This window comes from Desulfitobacterium sp. LBE (assembly GCF_007830365.1).
Classification (GTDB): Bacteria; Bacillota; Desulfitobacteriia; order Desulfitobacteriales; family Desulfitobacteriaceae; genus Desulfitobacterium; species Desulfitobacterium hafniense.
Window position 1 is genome coordinate 537,551 of the sequence record NZ_VLKD01000001.1, and the last position, 16,226, is coordinate 553,776.

A 16,226-nucleotide genomic window follows, 5' to 3' on the forward strand; every position below is an offset into this window, starting at 1 on the left:
CCTGGAGACTGAACCTTCAAAGCCCGAATAAAAAATCCCGACGACGCGTGTCTCCACGCACCATCGGGAAAGAGGTGTGTTAGCACCAGAAAGCTTGCCATCCTCATTAACGAGTTCCGGCCAGCATCATCCGGTCATTGTTCATATGAACACCACTGGCTTTTTCAAACATATCCAGCAATCTGCCAATGGTCATATTCTGGCGTTCAACGCCGCGAATATCAAGAATAATTCGGCCTTCATGCATCATAATCGTCCGATTGCCTACGGCAAGGGCCTGTTCAAGATTATGAGTGATCATTAAGGTTGTTAGTTTGGAGCTTTGCGCCACTTTGCAGGTAAGCTCCATTACTTTTTCGGCAGTTTTGGGATCCAGTGCCGCAGTATGCTCATCCAGCAATAAGAGTTTCGGATTCTGAAGGGTAGCCATAAGCAAGGTCAGTGCCTGACGTTGTCCTCCGGATAAGAGTCTAACTTTTGTGGTTAAACGCCCTTCAAGTCCTAACCCCAGCTTGGATAGCTCATTGCGGAAATAATCCCGTTTATTAAGATTTAAGGCCCAGCGCAGACGGCGGGATTCGCCCCGGCGCAAAGCCATAACCAGATTTTCTTCAATAGTCATCGAGGCAGCGGTGCCTGACAAGGGATCCTGGAACACCCGGCTGATCAGTCCCGACCGTTTATAGGAGGCCCATTTGGTAATGGAAGTGCCGTCAATAGAAATTTCTCCACTATCGGGGATAAACACCCCGGCAATAGCGTTCATCAGGGAAGATTTGCCTGCACCATTGGAACCAATGACAGTGACAAAATCTCCAGGGGCGAGCTCAAGTGAAAGACTGTCAAGGGCTTTTTTCTCGTTGATGGTGCCTTTATTGAAGACCTTAGTTAGATTCTGAACTGTTAGCATAGGAATCCCCCTTCCTCAAAATGCCGCCATTAAACGCGGAGAATTTCGATTTTAAACTGGGCGAGACGAGGGCGATCAGAACAATGACAGCGGTGAGAAGCTTTAAATCAGTGGGCTCCAAGCCGAGTCGGAGGACGATAGCGATAATAGTCCGGTAGATAATGCCGCCACAGATCACGGCAAGTATGGTCCGACCAATAGAGGAGGTTCCCACCAGAACCTCACCGATAATGACGGAAGCCAGTCCGGCCACAATCATACCGACTCCCATGCTGGCATCGGCAAATTGTTGGTGTTGAGCGACAAAGCTGCCGGAGAAAGCGACCAAACCATTGGATAAGCCCAAACCGAGAATTTTCATCACATCGGTATTTACCCCTAAACTCCGGATCATCAGTTCATTATCACCGGTAGCCCGCAAGGCCAAACCGATTTCGGTATTAAGGAAGAGGTAGATCAGGATACCGAGGATAATAATCGTTATAAGGCCCAAGATCAGGGTTCCATATTGATTCATACCGGGAAAATTTTTAAAATCAGTAAAAATAGTCCGTGTTTTGAGCAAAGAGATATTGGCTTTGCCCATAACGCGCAAATTGATAGACCATAAAGCGGTCATGGTTAAAATTCCGGACAGGAGAGCGGTGATTTTAAATTTGGTGTGAAAGATGCCGGTGAAGATCCCGGCGATACAGCCGACAAAAAAGGCAATGGCTGTGGCCAACCAGGGATTATAGCCTTGAAAGATAAGAGTGGCTGCGGTGGCAGCTCCTAAAGTGAAGCTGCCCTCCACAGACAAGTCCGCATAATTCAGTACTCTAAAGGTTAGATAGACTCCCAGGACCATGATTGCATACATCAGCCCGAGTTCCAGAGTTCCTACTACAATTTTTAGGGAGAACATTATTAACACACCTCAATATTTTATCTCTATAGTTTAATTTAGATTATTTAATGGTAGCTTTGCTCTTAATGTCGGCAGGGACTTCGATTCCGAGCAAGTCAATCGCTTCTTGATTTAAGACGATATCGAAGTTTTTCTGACCTTCCACAGGCATATCGGCAGGCTTAGCCCCATCAAGGATGCGGAGAGCCATTTCACCGGTCTGTGCCCCTAAGTTCGTGTAGTTGATACCAATGGTTCCCAGTCCGCCGGCATCGACAACGCTGCTTTCCCCGGAAATGAGGGGAATCTTATTTTCGTTGGCCACTTGAACGACGGATTGAGCGGCAGATACCACCATATTATCGGTAGGAACGTAAATAGCGTTGACTTTTCCGATCAAGGATTGGGCTGCCTGCAGAACGTCGGCACTGGAAGATACGGTGGCTTCAACAATTTCCAGACCCAGGGCAGGGGCTTCTTCCTTGACAATGCGCACTTGAACTTCAGAGTTAACCTCAGCGGCGTTATAGATTACCCCAACGGTCTTAGCATCGGGAACCAGCTTTTTCAAAAGGTCCAATTGTTCTTTAATCGGGTTCATATCTGTTGTACCGGATATGTTGCCGCCCGGCTTATCCATACTGTCAACCAGTTTTGCTTCCACAGGATCGGTAACGGCTGTAATCAAAATGGGGATCTCATCGGTGGCGCTGGCCATAGCTTGTGCTGAAGGAGTAGCAATAGCCAGAATAAGATCGAGATCACTGGTGGCAAACTGTTGAGCGATCGAATTGAGCATGGATTGATCGTTTTGAGCGTTTTGATATACTAATTTCAAATTCTTGCCTTCTTCATAGCCATTAGCCTTCAAGGTATCCAAAAAGCCCTGCCGAGCAGCGTCTAAAGCAGGATGCTCGACAATCTGGATAATCCCAATCTTCACTTGTTTCTCTTCAGAAGAACCTTGCCCTGTTCCCTGAGGGGTTTCACTAGTGCTTGGCGCAGTACCGCCACATCCGGCCAGACCCAGTGCCAAGACAAGACTTAAACCAATTCCCAACATTCTTCTTAAACTACCTTTTTTCATTTTCCTACAAACCTCCTCTTATTTAGGCAATAAAAAATACACCTCCGCAGGGGTGCACTTATGCCTCACACCTACTGTACTACTATTCTACAACTATTCTATTTTTTATTATCTTATAGTTTTATTGAATGAATGTCAATCCTCTTTTATAGAATTGTTTTGAAAATATCATAGTGTTATATACAGCTGTTATATACACCTGAAAGCCTTCATTTTATTACCATTCTATGGTATATCGTGCCCTTGGGGGCATGTTTCAAGCAAAAATAAAAAAATTGAAGGTACATACTCATTATTCCTGTGATTCCATATATTGCTATTAGAAAAGTGTCAGGAAGAATGGGCTTTAATTAGAACCCAAATAACTATGTGTTTAAATGTTTGTATAAATAGAGGAGGAAATCTTATGAATCATCCGATGAACATGCAAAATGGATATATGGGCCAGAATCAATATTTTCCTCAGGGGGGCTTTGCCACTTTAGATCCTAATTGTTGCCCTGGCCAAGTGACAATGGATGCCGGCCAGCCTTATCAATCCTGTTATGGACAGGAAAGTATGCATGGTATGCACCACAACCCTCATCATTGCTGCGTGCCGCCCTGTCCGCCCCCTTGCCCCCCGCCTTGTCCGCCGCCGGCACCGGAACCGGTCACCTATGTTGTCAGAAAAGGGGACAGCGTTTATAAGATAGCTCAGCAATTCGGCACGACGATGCAAGCGATTATCCTTGCCAACAATCTCACTAACCCCGATCTGATTTTCCCTGGTCAGGTTTTCATTATCCCCAATGCATAAGTTCTTTCCCTGATCAATTTGACCAAACGGTTTCCAAGCTAAGCGGCTGGGAATCGTTTGGTTATTTTACTTTTTGGTATATCGTCCGCTGATGAAGTAGCACCGCATTGAAATTGTGCTTATTTATAGGTGATTAGGATAGTTTAGTGCTGCCGCAAGCCGCATGGGGAGCACCAATTAAAGATCAGTCGCCAATATCCGGAGGAAAAGGAGCTCCACCTGACCTTGCAGCGTCAAAAAAGCCGAAAGTGATCCATGAGCTCAGAGAACATAGAGACCAACATGTAAAACACTATTTTAGCGATGATGGCAGCAGAACAGTGGATGTGTCCCCGATTTTAGTTCATGTAGAGACCATAATTCTGCTGCAACGTCAAAACGCTTGATATAAGCGGGGGCGCAGGATTGTTGTTGAAATATGCTTTGACGTGAAAGGATGATGCTTTCACGTCTTTTCTTTTGCAAAATATTAATGGGATTACTCTACCTTACATTAGATGATAAAGGAATGTAGATGAAAACTGTCAGGATTATCCCCACTATACCTAAAGAGAATATAAAGCTTAGGGTTGCCGCCTATTGCCGAATGAGCACGTATGGATCGGCGCAGCTCGCAGCCTGGAGCTTCAGATAAAAACTTATACAAGGATGATATAAAGTCATCTTGGCTGGATGTTTGCTGGCGTATTTTTTGACGTGGGTAAAAGTGGACAGCGGCGAGAATGGCATTAATACCTAAAACATTTTAAGAAGACCTTTAAATATAATAATATGTAGAATATTCCGAAAAGATGCACTATAATGTAAATGAGATAATGTAAATAAGATTAATATTTAGAGGCAACATTAAATTTTGTTGCTCAAATTGCATTAAGCGAAAATAAAAACAACCTTCGTGAATGCTTTATAACTCACAGAAGATGAGATCATGGGTAGTCTAACGGCAATCTGATCATCTCTGAAAGCAAATAAGATGTATGAGATCATACAAAAAGTACTGGGGGGCACAGTTGATGAAATAGTTAACCTCCATATCAAAAAAATTCGCGGAACATCCAAATTGACGTCCTCGTAAAAATCTGCAAGGTGCTTCAATGCGACGTATTCGATATTGTACAAATACAAACCGGCAAGGGGGAATCATAATGAAACTGCAACCGATTATACAAGCGAAGCTCGACAAATTTAAAACTTCCTATCAACTGGCTGATAGTGATGACATTCTATTCGAAAAATTCGTTAATCTTACAATATTGAAAATGCATAATCAGGCGGCTTTCAGTGCCAATGCTGATTTGCTTGACGATGTTTGTATTGGAGGAGCTAATGATACAGGTATTGACGGAGTATGCGTAAAGATTGACGGACGTTTTGTGTCATCAATTGACGACATTAAATCTATCCTTGAATACAACAAAAACGTAGAAATTGAATTCATCTTTATACAATCAAAGCATAAGGAAAAGTTTGAGCAGACTGCAATCCTAAAGTTTTTAAATGGTGTGAAAGATTTCCTTGACGAAAAACAGTATGCTCCTTCCAATGAAGATGTTAAGCGTTGGCTGGATATTAAGAAATTTTTATTCAGTGACGATGTGATTGCCTGTTGGAAGAGTCAACCTACCGTGAGAACATATTATGTTTCAATGGGTACTTGGTGCGATGATGCGAACATTACATCTGTTGGTGAACGGTTCAAGCAGGATATAGCACTCTTTAATTCATACGAAAAAGTATATGTATATTACATCGATGCTTCATCCTTGAAAAACATAAGCGACGAAAATGATAATAGTTTATCTGTTAATTTAAAGTGCATAGGCAGTTTGCCGCCAGCCGAGATAAAAGACGTTTCTAACTTTCTTATTGCAGTTGCTACTGCGGATGAATTTATGAAAATTCTAACCACGAAAGATGGGCTGTTTAGGTCTAACCTGTTTGATGATAATGTGCGCGATTATCAAGGGGATACTTATGTTAATTTGGATATTTCGGAAACGCTAAAAAATGAACCGCAGAATTTTTCACTTTACAACAGTAGCGTTGCATAAAGATAGCAACGAAAAAGTCAAGGTTTAAATTTGCTCATATTTAAGCAAATTTCCTCGAAATCACCGGTTATTCCTAATTATTTCTGTAAACATCATGAAAAAATCCTTATAATAAGAGATAGGGTAGTCCTTGCCCAAATCTCAAATTATAAGGAGATAACAATGCAGGACAAGGATACTACGCAATCCACATTTATGCAAGCCTTTCAGCCGTTTTTTTCGAAAGATCTATGGGAAACTATTCACCGGGAGGTCCCTGGCCTTGACCTTCGGTCTCAAAAACTAACAACCAATCAACTCACTCTCCTCATTAGCCATGCTCAACTTCAAGAATACAGAGCTTTGCGAAAGATCAGTACAAGTGTTCACCATGACAGTTTAGGTCAAGCTATCGGACTCGAAAGCATTAGTCACAGCCAGATTTCCCGAAGGTTAAAGACCTTACCCACTCAAGTTCCGGAAATGCTTTTTAAGGGCACTTTACATAACGTAGCTCAAAAGCAAGGGTATGGGAAGATTCGGCAGCAACTCGGAAAATTGTACATGATTGATGCATCCACCATGAGCCTATGCCTTTCCCGCTACCCCTGGGCAGTCTTTAGAAAGAGCAAAGCCGGTGTCAAAATGCATCTGCGTTTAAGCTTTGATGCAATGGCTGTCCCGGATGAAGTGCTCGTTACCCCGGCCAAGACCGCCGACCGCAAGAAACTGGATGAGCTCATTGTTCAAGACCAAGAGGCTTTGAATATCTTTGATCGGGGTTATGTGGATTATAAGCTCTTTGATGATTACTGTGAAAAGGGAATACGCTTTGTGACTCGTCTCAAAAACAACGCGGTGATAGAGTTTACTGGAGTAGAACGTCCAGTCAAAGAAGATGGGCTCATCGAAGAGGACGTGGATGTCATCTTAGGAGCAGGTTCTCGAAAAATGAAGCATACCCTTCGGGAAGTGACGATAGATGATAACGTCCATGAACCCTTCACCATCCTGACGAATGATTTTAACCTAAGTGCCGAAGAACTCGGTGAGATCTATCGCTATCGCTGGCAGATTGAGTTATTTTTTAAATGGCTCAAGCAGCATGCTCAAATTAAACACTTTTACGGCACGAGTGAGACCGCAGTCATCAACCAAATCCTCCTAGCCCTGATGATGTATTGCTTATTAGTTCTGCTCAAGCTTGAGGCGGGCTATCCAAGAGATTTACTCACTTTGCAGCGACTGCTGATCGCCTGTCTGTTTGAGAGGTATGAAGAGTTTTTGGAGAAGCTGCGACGACGAAGGAGAAAGGGCTCCAAACGAATCCGTTATGAGGAGATCTATAGAATGACGGAGCATTCTATCTTGAAAGAAGAAGAGACCCAATGGCTCGATGATTTAACCTATGACCCAGTGATACTGTAAAGCATATGTGTAAAAATGTGGAATAGGACTGCCTTTTAGGTGAATGTTCCTTTTGGCAGAAGAGAGAGAAAGCAAATGGTTGTATACACCATATAAGGGATTTATGAACAATTGAAATTATGAGGGTTTTTCTATTGACATAAGCTTTTTATTTCAATGCAACGCTACTGACTTTACAATAATGGAGTAACGATTGTATGCAAAACCGCTACTTCTGCGAATGGCAGGATTTTGCTCGAATCCCCGCAAGTTGTAAACGGATGCCAGACATGCAACTCTCTGTATGTAGCAATGAAAAATGGCGTTGATATCAGCGAAGCCGTTATTTTTGTAAAAATAATTGCGACACAGGTCGATAGTCTTACAAACGGGATAGTTAAGGGGACAAACCGTCAAAACATTGTATATGACGAAGCGTTTGAGATAACAAAACCTTTCCATAAGAATCTTGAAGACTTTTTCGAATCAATGAAAGATTCAAGTGGCTCGGTTACTTTATTTTATGAACGACGCTCAAAGCAACATCCTAATATACCGCCGTACAAAAAAACTGTTTTTAAACAATTGATTCAGGGCTTCGTTAGTACATTTTTGTCCGAGCCTCATAACGGGCATATTCATGAGAATAAGTTACTAAAACTGTATGAGAATAGAATCTTTGTCGATTCTCAGTCTTTGCTGCCGTACTATGTCTCTGCCCTTTCTCTCAATAGGCTTGAGGCTTATATGCGTCGTAACAATAGTACGCAACGAGAATTTAAAAATTTTAAGATGCAAATTTTATTTATTTTTTATTTGCAGAATGCCGGAAAAGCAAAAGACATTAATCGTGAAAAAGATATCGATAAATACGCTAATGATGCACTTAACGCAATAAATAGCGCAGATAGCGATAAGAAATTCAAAGCCGCAATAGATAAATTCGTTGAATTACGCGAATCGTGGATAAAAGAAAAGGGCACTGCCTATAAGTTTGCAATAAAAGATAGTCGGGAATTCACAGATTTTGTCATTGAAAAGCTCACCAAATCTAATAGTGAGACAGTAGCCCTATTACCAGTCGGGCAAGTTGTAAAAATTAGTATAGATCGTTACGGACAGTACTATGGGTTCATTTCAAGAAATCCAAATGATATATTTTTTCACAGCGAAAAAAACCATCACTTGGATTTTGAAGAAATTGTAGGAAAAGCTGTCAATTACGAAATTCTGCCTGCAAAGGAAAGTTGGCAGAAAGAACAAGCAATCAAAGTAAATGTACTAGAATAAACTTGAATATCCATGCTACATTGTATGTATTTAAAATACAGGAGGATGATTTGGAGAAAAACTACAATTCCGGCTAACTAGATTCATGATGCATATGTGGCAGCGCTTTACGGGAGTTTTTACTAAAGTGATGAAAATAGGTGAATGTGAAAATCCTGATAAATCTTTTCCCTACAGCAGTGTAACTATCTTCATTTAGTGAGTTGCTATATTTAAGGGGCTGCCTTAGTGATATGCTCCCTTATGGTCAATGTCATTAAGTTAAGAACTCACAGTGCCTCTGTAAAGCTAAAACTCGTGCTTGCAGAGGCACTGATTTATGACTTTAACAATTACTAAATGTTTTAGGGCAACACAAAAACAGGTGCCCGCCCGCAAGCATCTGAAAAAGGTTATATGAAATTTGTTCAGATAATTCTATAGTTAAGACTCATAGCAGAAAGATGCTTTTGATATCTTGGAAAATTTCGGCCAGTACGCACGGGTGAAGTACATCGCAAGAGCATTTGCAGCAGAAAAGCGAACTGCCCAAAGACCAAGTTTTATTATAGATATCTATTTCATATCATCCATATATTGTCGGATACTGATGTTGATATTTCATTTGAATAGACTATTGCTTAGCTGTCTTGTTCGTTAAAAACAAACTTGGAATGACTAATACCAAACTAAGAACTAAAGCTAACATGAAACCATCGTGGTAAGCAGTGGTCATGAGTGGGATCGTTGGCGTTTTACCTTGGATTGAAAGGCTGACGGCCGTGGCCATTACTGCTGAACCAAACGCACCACCGATATTTTGCATGAGCCGGGTTCCGACACTGGCTTGGGCGATTTCTTGTTTGACCATACCTGTGTAGGCATCAGTCATCATGGGAATAGTGACGCCGCCGATCCCCACACCGCGCACAAATAAGACAAGACTGACAACAAAGAGTGAAGATGCCTCATTGATGAATATAAAGGGAATCGTGCCAACGATGGTCAAAGCCAAACTGACCAAGACAACATTACGCGCACCCCATTTGTCAGTTAGCTTACCAATCAAGGGGCGAGCAATCAGCATACCGATACCTTGCGGAATCAAAATCAAGCCGGTGTTCAAAACGGAGAAGCCCTTAATGTTTTGGAAAAACAAAGGCAATAACAACATTGGGCCGTTGGTGGCAATCCCCGCCAGGAACAAGCCAACCATGACAGCACTGAAATTTTTCAACCTAAACAAGTGCAAGGGGAGAATGGCTTGATCCTTTTTGAGAGCAGCGTAAATCATGTAGATGGCTAAAATGGCGATTCCGGCGACTCCATAAGCGATAGTCGTGCTGTTGTTAAATGTAGCACTTTTCGCTGCTTTAGTAATTCCATAAATCAAGGCAGCAGAGGCAGTGCCCAATAAAATGATACCGATGAAGTCGAATTTGGCTTTTATGTTTGCCGGCGTGAAGTCAGGCAGCTTCCAAATCATCAACGTGATGGCCAGAATACCGAGGGGAATATTGACAAAGAAAATATAACGCCATGACAAGAATTGGACAATCACGGCTCCAATAACCGGACCCAGGATTGGGCCCAAGACCGTTGGAATACCAATGGTTGACATCAAACGTCCCATTCGCTCCCTTCCAGCGGTTTCGACACACAAGGTAGTCACCAAGGTCATAATAAAGCCGGCACTGAAACCTTGAACAACCCGGAAAATAATCAATGAATGGATACTCCAGCTGAATCCCGAAGCAATCGAAGCGGCTAAAAATAAGATATTGGCACCAATCATTAACCATTTGCCGTTGAACCGTTGAACCATCCAACCGGCAAGCGGTACGGAAATTGCCATGGCTAACACATAACCCGTAATGACCCATTGAATTAAATCAAGTCCGATACTGAAATCATGACTCAAGTGATTGATCGCAATGTTGACCATTGTTGAATCAAGCAGTGGCATAATTGCCCCAAGCACTAAAATCCAAGCAATGTTCATGATATTCTTGGGAATCGGCTCAAGTTCCGGAGCCTTTCCACTCTTACCCATCATCAATAAACCCTCCCTATTTTGTTCAGGCGCTTATGCCCAGTGTTCTTTAATTTACAAAGCGCCCTCTTTTACTTATAATGAGAGCATAAACTGTAACGTTGCGTTCGAGTCAAGGTTTTTTGAAAAAATCCTGAGCAAGGAGAAAAGGCAATGAAAACTGTCAATGAAGTGAGTAAGCTCTCCGGCGTAAGCCGCCGCACCTTGCAATATTATGATGAAATCGGCTTGTTGCCGCCCAGTGCGGTGAAAGAATCGGGCTACCGCCAATATGATGAGGAGAGTTTGCGCCGCTTATGGAGCATTCTCTTTTATAAAGAACTGGGCCTTTCCCTTGACGACATTCGGCTGCTGCTGGAAAGCCCCAAGGAAATGGAAAAAGAGATCATGCGGCAGCATAAGCAAATTCTCTTGGCCAAACAATCTGCGTTACAAAAAATGATCCTGTCAGTTGACAGAATATTGAATGACGAGTTCGATATTTCCATGCTAAGAGATTTTGATAGAAATAGACTTGAAACCATGAAGAAAACCTATGCCAACGAAATCCGAGGGTTAATGGAAAGCAAATTTTTTCTTCCGTTAGTGAAAAGCGGCATCTTACCGGGCCGTGCATCTCTTGTAAAAAACGCCTCGAATATAATGAATTTGGATTTTGCTGAGCTCATTTCTCTTTGCGGGGATGTCATGCTAAAGTTTCGCGAAGCCATGAGGGATGGCCCGGAGAGTTCAGCGGCCAAAAAGGCGGTTGCTGCTTATAGTGAGTTGCTGAATATGTGGATTCCCTGCGATGATACAGTTTTTCGTAAAATCGGACAGGCGTATTCGATTCACAAAGAAGCATTGGACAAAAAGTCACCGGGGCTTGCCGAGTTTGTATCTAAAGCTATTTTGCATGTGTATCAGTAACCAAACATTCTTGGCGATAGCCAATCAATTCACATCCAGAGACCCCGTGGGTGTTCATAGGAGAACAGAGGAGTTGGATGCAAATAGTTTTTCGACTGATGATTTATGATTTGCCTGAAGTGTTCAATTCGAAAAGACCTTCGAAGTTTTTCGAAGGCCTTTTCTTGGTGCGCCCAGTATAGGCGCTATTGTTCAAAATCTTGACAGAGGACACTGCCGTACTTAACGAACGGGCGGCTCTCCTTTGCAGGATTGGATAAGGGACAGAGCGCTCTCTACTTCAGCAGCTTCACCCTCGATAACCAAGGTGACCGCCCCTTCAGAGCCGGCAACACCGCCGGCCCCGATGCATTTGGCCGTAACTTGATAAAGGGTTTCGAGGGCGGTGATTTCAGTAACGACGGTCGCTCCCAGCATAGGGACGAGGCCGGTTTTAGCACCCAGGGCGGTGTCCGCGGGAGCGGAAGCCATAAACTCAACAGCTTCACGGACATCGGGAATTAATTTTTCAAGGCCGATGGGAACGACCAACCGGACACCTCGGGCATAGAGGGGGCCTAAAGCCGCGCCAATGGTACCGGCCATGGAATTGGAGACCAATACTGCTGCCAATCCGGTGGAATCCAGGGCATTGCCTCCCTTAATGAACACATCTCCCGGTTCCAGCTGGGGAAGATAATCTTTCCAATGGACAGAGCGATCAAGGGCCTTGCCTTTAGCAATAATAAAGGGAGGGATGCGCTGCTCTTCTTTGCTTTCTCCGGTTTTGCCGTCGGCTATCAAGCCTACTGTGTAACGGGTTTTCTCTTCAAGGGTTTCATTGAGCAGTTCCTCCACAAGAAACCCATTGGTAGTTCCTCCGGCCAAAATGACCGTATGGTTTTGCAGTGCTTTCCGGAGAATGGGTAAAGCTTTTACTCCTTTGGCAATCAGCCGCTTTGATTCACTGGGGGTTAAGGTGAATTGTGCTCTCATCGTCATTCCTCCAACTGATCAGTGAACTTCTTGTCCCCTGATCTTTCTTAAATTTCCACTATTTACATGAACTTAGGTGTTGACTTTTTCTATTAACCCTTATATTATAAAAGTGAAGAAAAGATTCAGTCAAGTTTCTCGCAGAGCTCCTCCAAGTCGGTTTAAGAGTTTACAGGTTACCCATTTCGAGTGTCTATCCTGGTGGTGTTAAAAGAACTTGAATCCTTAACCTTGATTTTTAGCTTTTTGGACGTTTTCGCTTTGTGGGAATCCGAAGAACCTTTCCAGAGTAACAGGCTCATGTGTTCAATCCTTAGTTAGTTTGCCCAACATCGTTTCGGTTCACTATCTCAGTTAATATTTTACCCAGGGAAATCTTCTTCGTTGGAGGAGCTTTGCGGGATTATAATTTACTCGAAACCTTTGATCAAGCCGATCAAAGGTTTTTTATTTGCTTTTTCTGAGGATAGTTGCCATTAATACCAAAATATAGTAACACCTTGGCGTCCTGCAACATAATTTAGACTAGGAAAAACATTCCAAAGCCTAAAGATACAGGAGGGAAATAATATGGCATTAGGTGCAGGTTTAGACGGTTGCGGACCAAACTATCTCGCTGGAATCGCTATTGTTGTTGTAATTATTCTTCTGCTCATTGCTATGGGCATCGTATTCTAAGTTGAGCGATATAAATACACTTGTCAGGAAAGGGGGATTACGTTTATGTACGGATACGGTGGCGCCTGCGGCGGTGGCGGCGGATTCGGCGGTTATGCCGGTGTCGGGATCATCGCTATTGCAATTCTTATCCTGATTGCTCTTGGTGTAATCTTCTAATCAATGCTTCTCCTGAGCGTCCCTGTGGGGGCGCTCTTTGATTTTGATCTTGATTATGGTAATCTAAAACCAGTAGAAATGGAAATTACTATGAAGCGGGGGATAATCTTGAAGCCAAGAGTTTTTATTACACGCAAAATTCCAGAAGATATACTTACATTAATAGAAGAAGTTTGTGAGGTTAAAGTTTGGCCTGAGGAAGATACTCCCATTCCGCGCTCTGTTTTGGAACAGGAAATCCGTGAAGTTGATGGATTATACTGTCTGCTGACAGAGACCATCGACGCTTCCTTGCTGGACTTAGGCAAAAATCTTAAAGTAGTCAGCAATATGGCGGTGGGCTACAATAATATCGATATCGAAGCGGCAACACAGCGCAATATTCTAGTGACGAACACCCCGGGAGTGCTGACGGAAACGACGGCAGATCTTACCTTTGCCTTGCTGATGATGACCGCCCGTCGTATGGAGGAGTCTTCCCAATATCTTCGTCAAGGTCACTGGAAGACATGGTCCCCCATGCTTTTAGCCGGTCAGGATATTTTTGGCGCCACTTTAGGGATAGTAGGCATGGGGAGAATCGGCGAGGCTTTGGTCAAGCGAGCGAAAGGCTTTGATATGAAGATCATCTATTATAACCGGACCCCCAAGCCGGAGCTGGAAGAAAGCCTGGGGATTGAATACCGTTTACTGGACGAATTATTGCAGGAAGCGGATTTTGTCTGCATTTTGACCCCCTATACTCCCGAGACCCGCAATCTGATCGGCAAAAGGGAATTGGAGCTCATGAAGCCTACCTCCATATTGATCAATACGGCCCGGGGTGGCATAGTGAATGAAGAAGATCTCTATGAAGCTTTAGCCCAGCAGCAGATTTATGCAGCCGGCCTTGATGTCTTTGATCAGGAACCTTTGCCCACCGATCATCCCTTGCTGACTCTGACGAACTGTGTGGCCCTTCCCCATATCGGCAGCGCAACAATTAAAACCCGTCGGGAAATGGCGCGGCTGGCTGCTCAGAATTTGCTTACATATTTGCAGGGGCAGCGGCCGCCACACTGCGTTAATCCCTCTGTTCTCACCCCTAAACTATAGTTGGGATAAGGAGCCTGCTTTTCATGTTTTACTATTCACATCTGGCGGATGTCGGCATTGAAGAACTCACTCTGGCCTGGAATCGTTGCTGGCAGGGCTATGCTTACGAAGTCCGCTATTCAGCAGCACAAATGCAAGCCTGGTTGGAGAAGTGCCGGATCGACTTGTCTCATTCCACAGCCTTGAGAGATTCCCAGCGGATTCTCGGCTTTGCTCTTTTAGCCCTGGAAGACCAGATGGGCTGGATTGCGGGAACTTGTATCGATCCGGAGTTTAGGGGGCGGCAGCTGTTTCGCCCCCTTTTAGAGGATCAACTGGCAAGAGCGGAGTCCCTGCAATTAAAGGGGATTCAGCTTGAAGTTTTAAGTCACAATCATGCCGCTAAGAGCTATGAAGGGATTGGTTTTCAAAAAAAACGGGACCTTTATGTTTACCGGTACCATGACGGGATTCCTTTGGCCTGCACCAATCCGGGCCGGGGGTGCTCTTTGCGGCAAGCGAACCTGTCCGATTACTTTCAGGCAAGACATGAAGCCGGTTTTCACCCTCCCTGGCAGAGGCAGGAGGGGTATCTCAGGCGCTATGCGGCACTGAGAGCTTGGCTGAATGCGGAAGGAACGGCTGGAATACTGATGCCCCAGGAAAGCCATGTGGTGTTGGATGCCTGGACCATGGCCTGGGAACAGGCTGAGAAGCTGATAAGCTCCGTTCTAAGCCTTAGCCAAGGGGAGTTTGTCCTGACCAATCAGCCTAAGGACTGGCTGACCGCCTATCTGAGCCGACAGGGAGTAAACCCCAGCGATATACAATATGAAATGCTCTATCCTATGCACCCTATCCAGTCTGCCAACATAGAATAAAAGTAAAATTATCTTTGCTGACATAATCATCAAAAGAGCGCATATACTGAAAAAGTGAGGGTGAAAGATGGGCAAAAGGAGATCCTGTATTTACCTATTGCCAAAAAATGATAAATTTGTTATGATTGAGAAATAGAAGTAGAAGGGGGGAGTTTAATGAGCGATAATGAAAAGCTTGTGATTGAAGCGATACTAGCTTCGATTGGATTGGAATCCATTAAGGGTCCTAATTCAAAAATCAGCTGCAAATCACAGTAATGGGCAGCAAGCCAATTGAATTCATAGAAAGGATCTGGTAATTTGTCGGTCACCCAACAAACGATGTCTAACCTAGATAGTTTCTGTGCACCCAGGTAAAGCGAGTTCCTCATCGAGTAGGCAACTCGCTTTTACTATTTATGGCATTTCATGTATAATACAGACATAATAATGTGAATAATGGGGTGACTTTTATTGAAACCACATATCTTAGGTATCGCTGGGAGTCCGCGGCGCAACGGAAACACGGATCGTTTATTAAAAGCAGCTATGAATGCCTTGGCTGAAACGGGCTATTCCACCGAGATCATTAATATCCGCGATCTGCAATACTCACCGTGTTTAGGATGCAATGCCTGTTCGAAAACCGGCCGGTGTGTTCAAAAAGATGATATTCAATATCTTCAGGAACGACTTGTGGCCGCTGACCGGATCATTGTGGCAGCGCCTGTGTTTTTTATGGGAATTAACGCTCAAACCAAAGCAGTGACCGATCGCATGCAGACCTTTTGGGCTTTAAAATATGTCTTTAAACAACCTGTAATCACCGATTCGGAACGATTGCCTCGTTACGGCCTTTTCCTCTCAACGGCAGGAACTCAATTCCCGGATGTCTTTGCCTGTGCCGAGCGGGCTGTAAAGAATCTGTATCATGTCTTGGATGTCAAATATTATGGGAGTTGTGCCTATAAGGGGATTGATCAGAGCGGGGATATTGAGCAGCATCCTTCAGCTCTCCAGGAAGTTCGTGAGAAAGCCTTAATTCTTGCTCAGCTGTAAAATGAATGTGATTAAATTGTGAAACTTGATCTAAAAATAATGGGAGGACTGTGCTATACTTGCCTTAGGAT

The 16,226-nt window shown here is 43.6% G+C and carries 12 protein-coding genes and 1 pseudogene; 8 read left to right on the forward strand and 5 right to left on the reverse strand.

The window, feature by feature from the left end:
- Window positions 1–106: 106 nt before the first annotated feature.
- Genes DESLBE_RS02550 through DESLBE_RS02560 form a run of 3 tightly spaced genes read right to left on the reverse strand, consistent with a single transcriptional unit; the run spans window position 107 to window position 2,883 of the window.
- A complete protein-coding gene (locus DESLBE_RS02550; protein WP_144675010.1) occupies window positions 107–910 on the reverse strand; it encodes an ABC transporter ATP-binding protein in 804 nt (267 codons plus the stop codon).
- Window positions 885–1,814 (reverse strand): ABC transporter permease, encoded by a 930-nt coding sequence (locus DESLBE_RS02555; RefSeq protein WP_005811777.1) that lies wholly within the window; start codon window positions 1,812–1,814, stop codon window positions 885–887. The genes DESLBE_RS02550 and DESLBE_RS02555 overlap by 26 nt, the downstream gene beginning before the upstream one ends.
- Before the next feature lie 43 nt (window positions 1,815–1,857).
- Window positions 1,858–2,883 (reverse strand): ABC transporter substrate-binding protein, encoded by a 1,026-nt coding sequence (locus DESLBE_RS02560; protein WP_005811776.1) that lies wholly within the window; start codon window positions 2,881–2,883, stop codon window positions 1,858–1,860.
- Window positions 2,884–3,289: 406 nt separating this feature from the next.
- On the opposite strand from DESLBE_RS02560, the gene DESLBE_RS02565 reads away from it, so the two are divergent.
- The 4 genes and pseudogenes from DESLBE_RS02565 to DESLBE_RS02595 form a co-directional block, all read left to right on the forward strand.
- Window positions 3,290–3,682 (forward strand): LysM domain-containing protein, encoded by a 393-nt coding sequence (locus DESLBE_RS02565; RefSeq protein ID WP_005811774.1) that lies wholly within the window; start codon window positions 3,290–3,292, stop codon window positions 3,680–3,682.
- Window positions 3,683–4,827: 1,145 nt separating this feature from the next.
- Window positions 4,828–5,733, forward strand: a complete 906-nt coding sequence (locus DESLBE_RS02585) for an AIPR family protein (protein ID WP_242662051.1) — start codon at window positions 4,828–4,830, stop codon at window positions 5,731–5,733.
- Window positions 5,734–5,895: 162 nt separating this feature from the next.
- Window positions 5,896–7,140 (forward strand): IS4-like element ISDha3 family transposase, encoded by a 1,245-nt coding sequence (locus DESLBE_RS02590; RefSeq protein WP_011458871.1) that lies wholly within the window; start codon window positions 5,896–5,898, stop codon window positions 7,138–7,140.
- A 183-nt stretch (window positions 7,141–7,323) separates the two neighbouring features.
- A pseudogene (locus DESLBE_RS02595) lies at window positions 7,324–8,409 on the forward strand (AIPR family protein); the annotation flags it as partial.
- Between the two features lie 613 nt (window positions 8,410–9,022).
- Here the strand turns inward: DESLBE_RS02595 and DESLBE_RS02600 are convergent.
- Complete coding sequence (locus DESLBE_RS02600) at window positions 9,023–10,444, reverse strand: MDR family MFS transporter (RefSeq protein WP_005811769.1); 1,422 nt, start codon at window positions 10,442–10,444, stop codon at window positions 9,023–9,025.
- 150 nt (window positions 10,445–10,594) lie between these two features.
- On the opposite strand from DESLBE_RS02600, the gene DESLBE_RS02605 reads away from it, so the two are divergent.
- A complete protein-coding gene (locus DESLBE_RS02605; RefSeq protein ID WP_005811767.1) occupies window positions 10,595–11,350 on the forward strand; it encodes a MerR family transcriptional regulator in 756 nt (251 codons plus the stop codon).
- A 222-nt stretch (window positions 11,351–11,572) separates the two neighbouring features.
- Here DESLBE_RS02605 and DESLBE_RS02610 read toward each other — a convergent pair whose 3' ends face one another.
- The gene (locus DESLBE_RS02610; protein ID WP_005811766.1) at window positions 11,573–12,331 is read right to left on the reverse strand and encodes a hypothetical protein; all 759 of its coding nucleotides are present in this window, start codon (window positions 12,329–12,331) and stop codon (window positions 11,573–11,575) included.
- Window positions 12,332–13,252: 921 nt separating this feature from the next.
- Between DESLBE_RS02610 and DESLBE_RS02615 the strand changes: the two genes are divergently transcribed.
- The 3 genes from DESLBE_RS02615 (at window position 13,253) to DESLBE_RS02625 (ending at window position 16,155) form a co-directional block, all read left to right on the forward strand.
- A complete protein-coding gene (locus DESLBE_RS02615; RefSeq protein WP_011459825.1) occupies window positions 13,253–14,257 on the forward strand; it encodes a D-glycerate dehydrogenase in 1,005 nt (334 codons plus the stop codon).
- Between the two features lie 23 nt (window positions 14,258–14,280).
- Complete coding sequence (locus DESLBE_RS02620; RefSeq protein ID WP_005811763.1) at window positions 14,281–15,117, forward strand: GNAT family N-acetyltransferase; 837 nt, start codon at window positions 14,281–14,283, stop codon at window positions 15,115–15,117.
- Between the two features lie 453 nt (window positions 15,118–15,570).
- On the forward strand, window positions 15,571–16,155 hold the full coding sequence (locus DESLBE_RS02625) for a flavodoxin family protein (RefSeq protein WP_144675011.1): 585 nt from the start codon (window positions 15,571–15,573) through the stop codon (window positions 16,153–16,155).
- Window positions 16,156–16,226 lie beyond the last annotated feature (71 nt).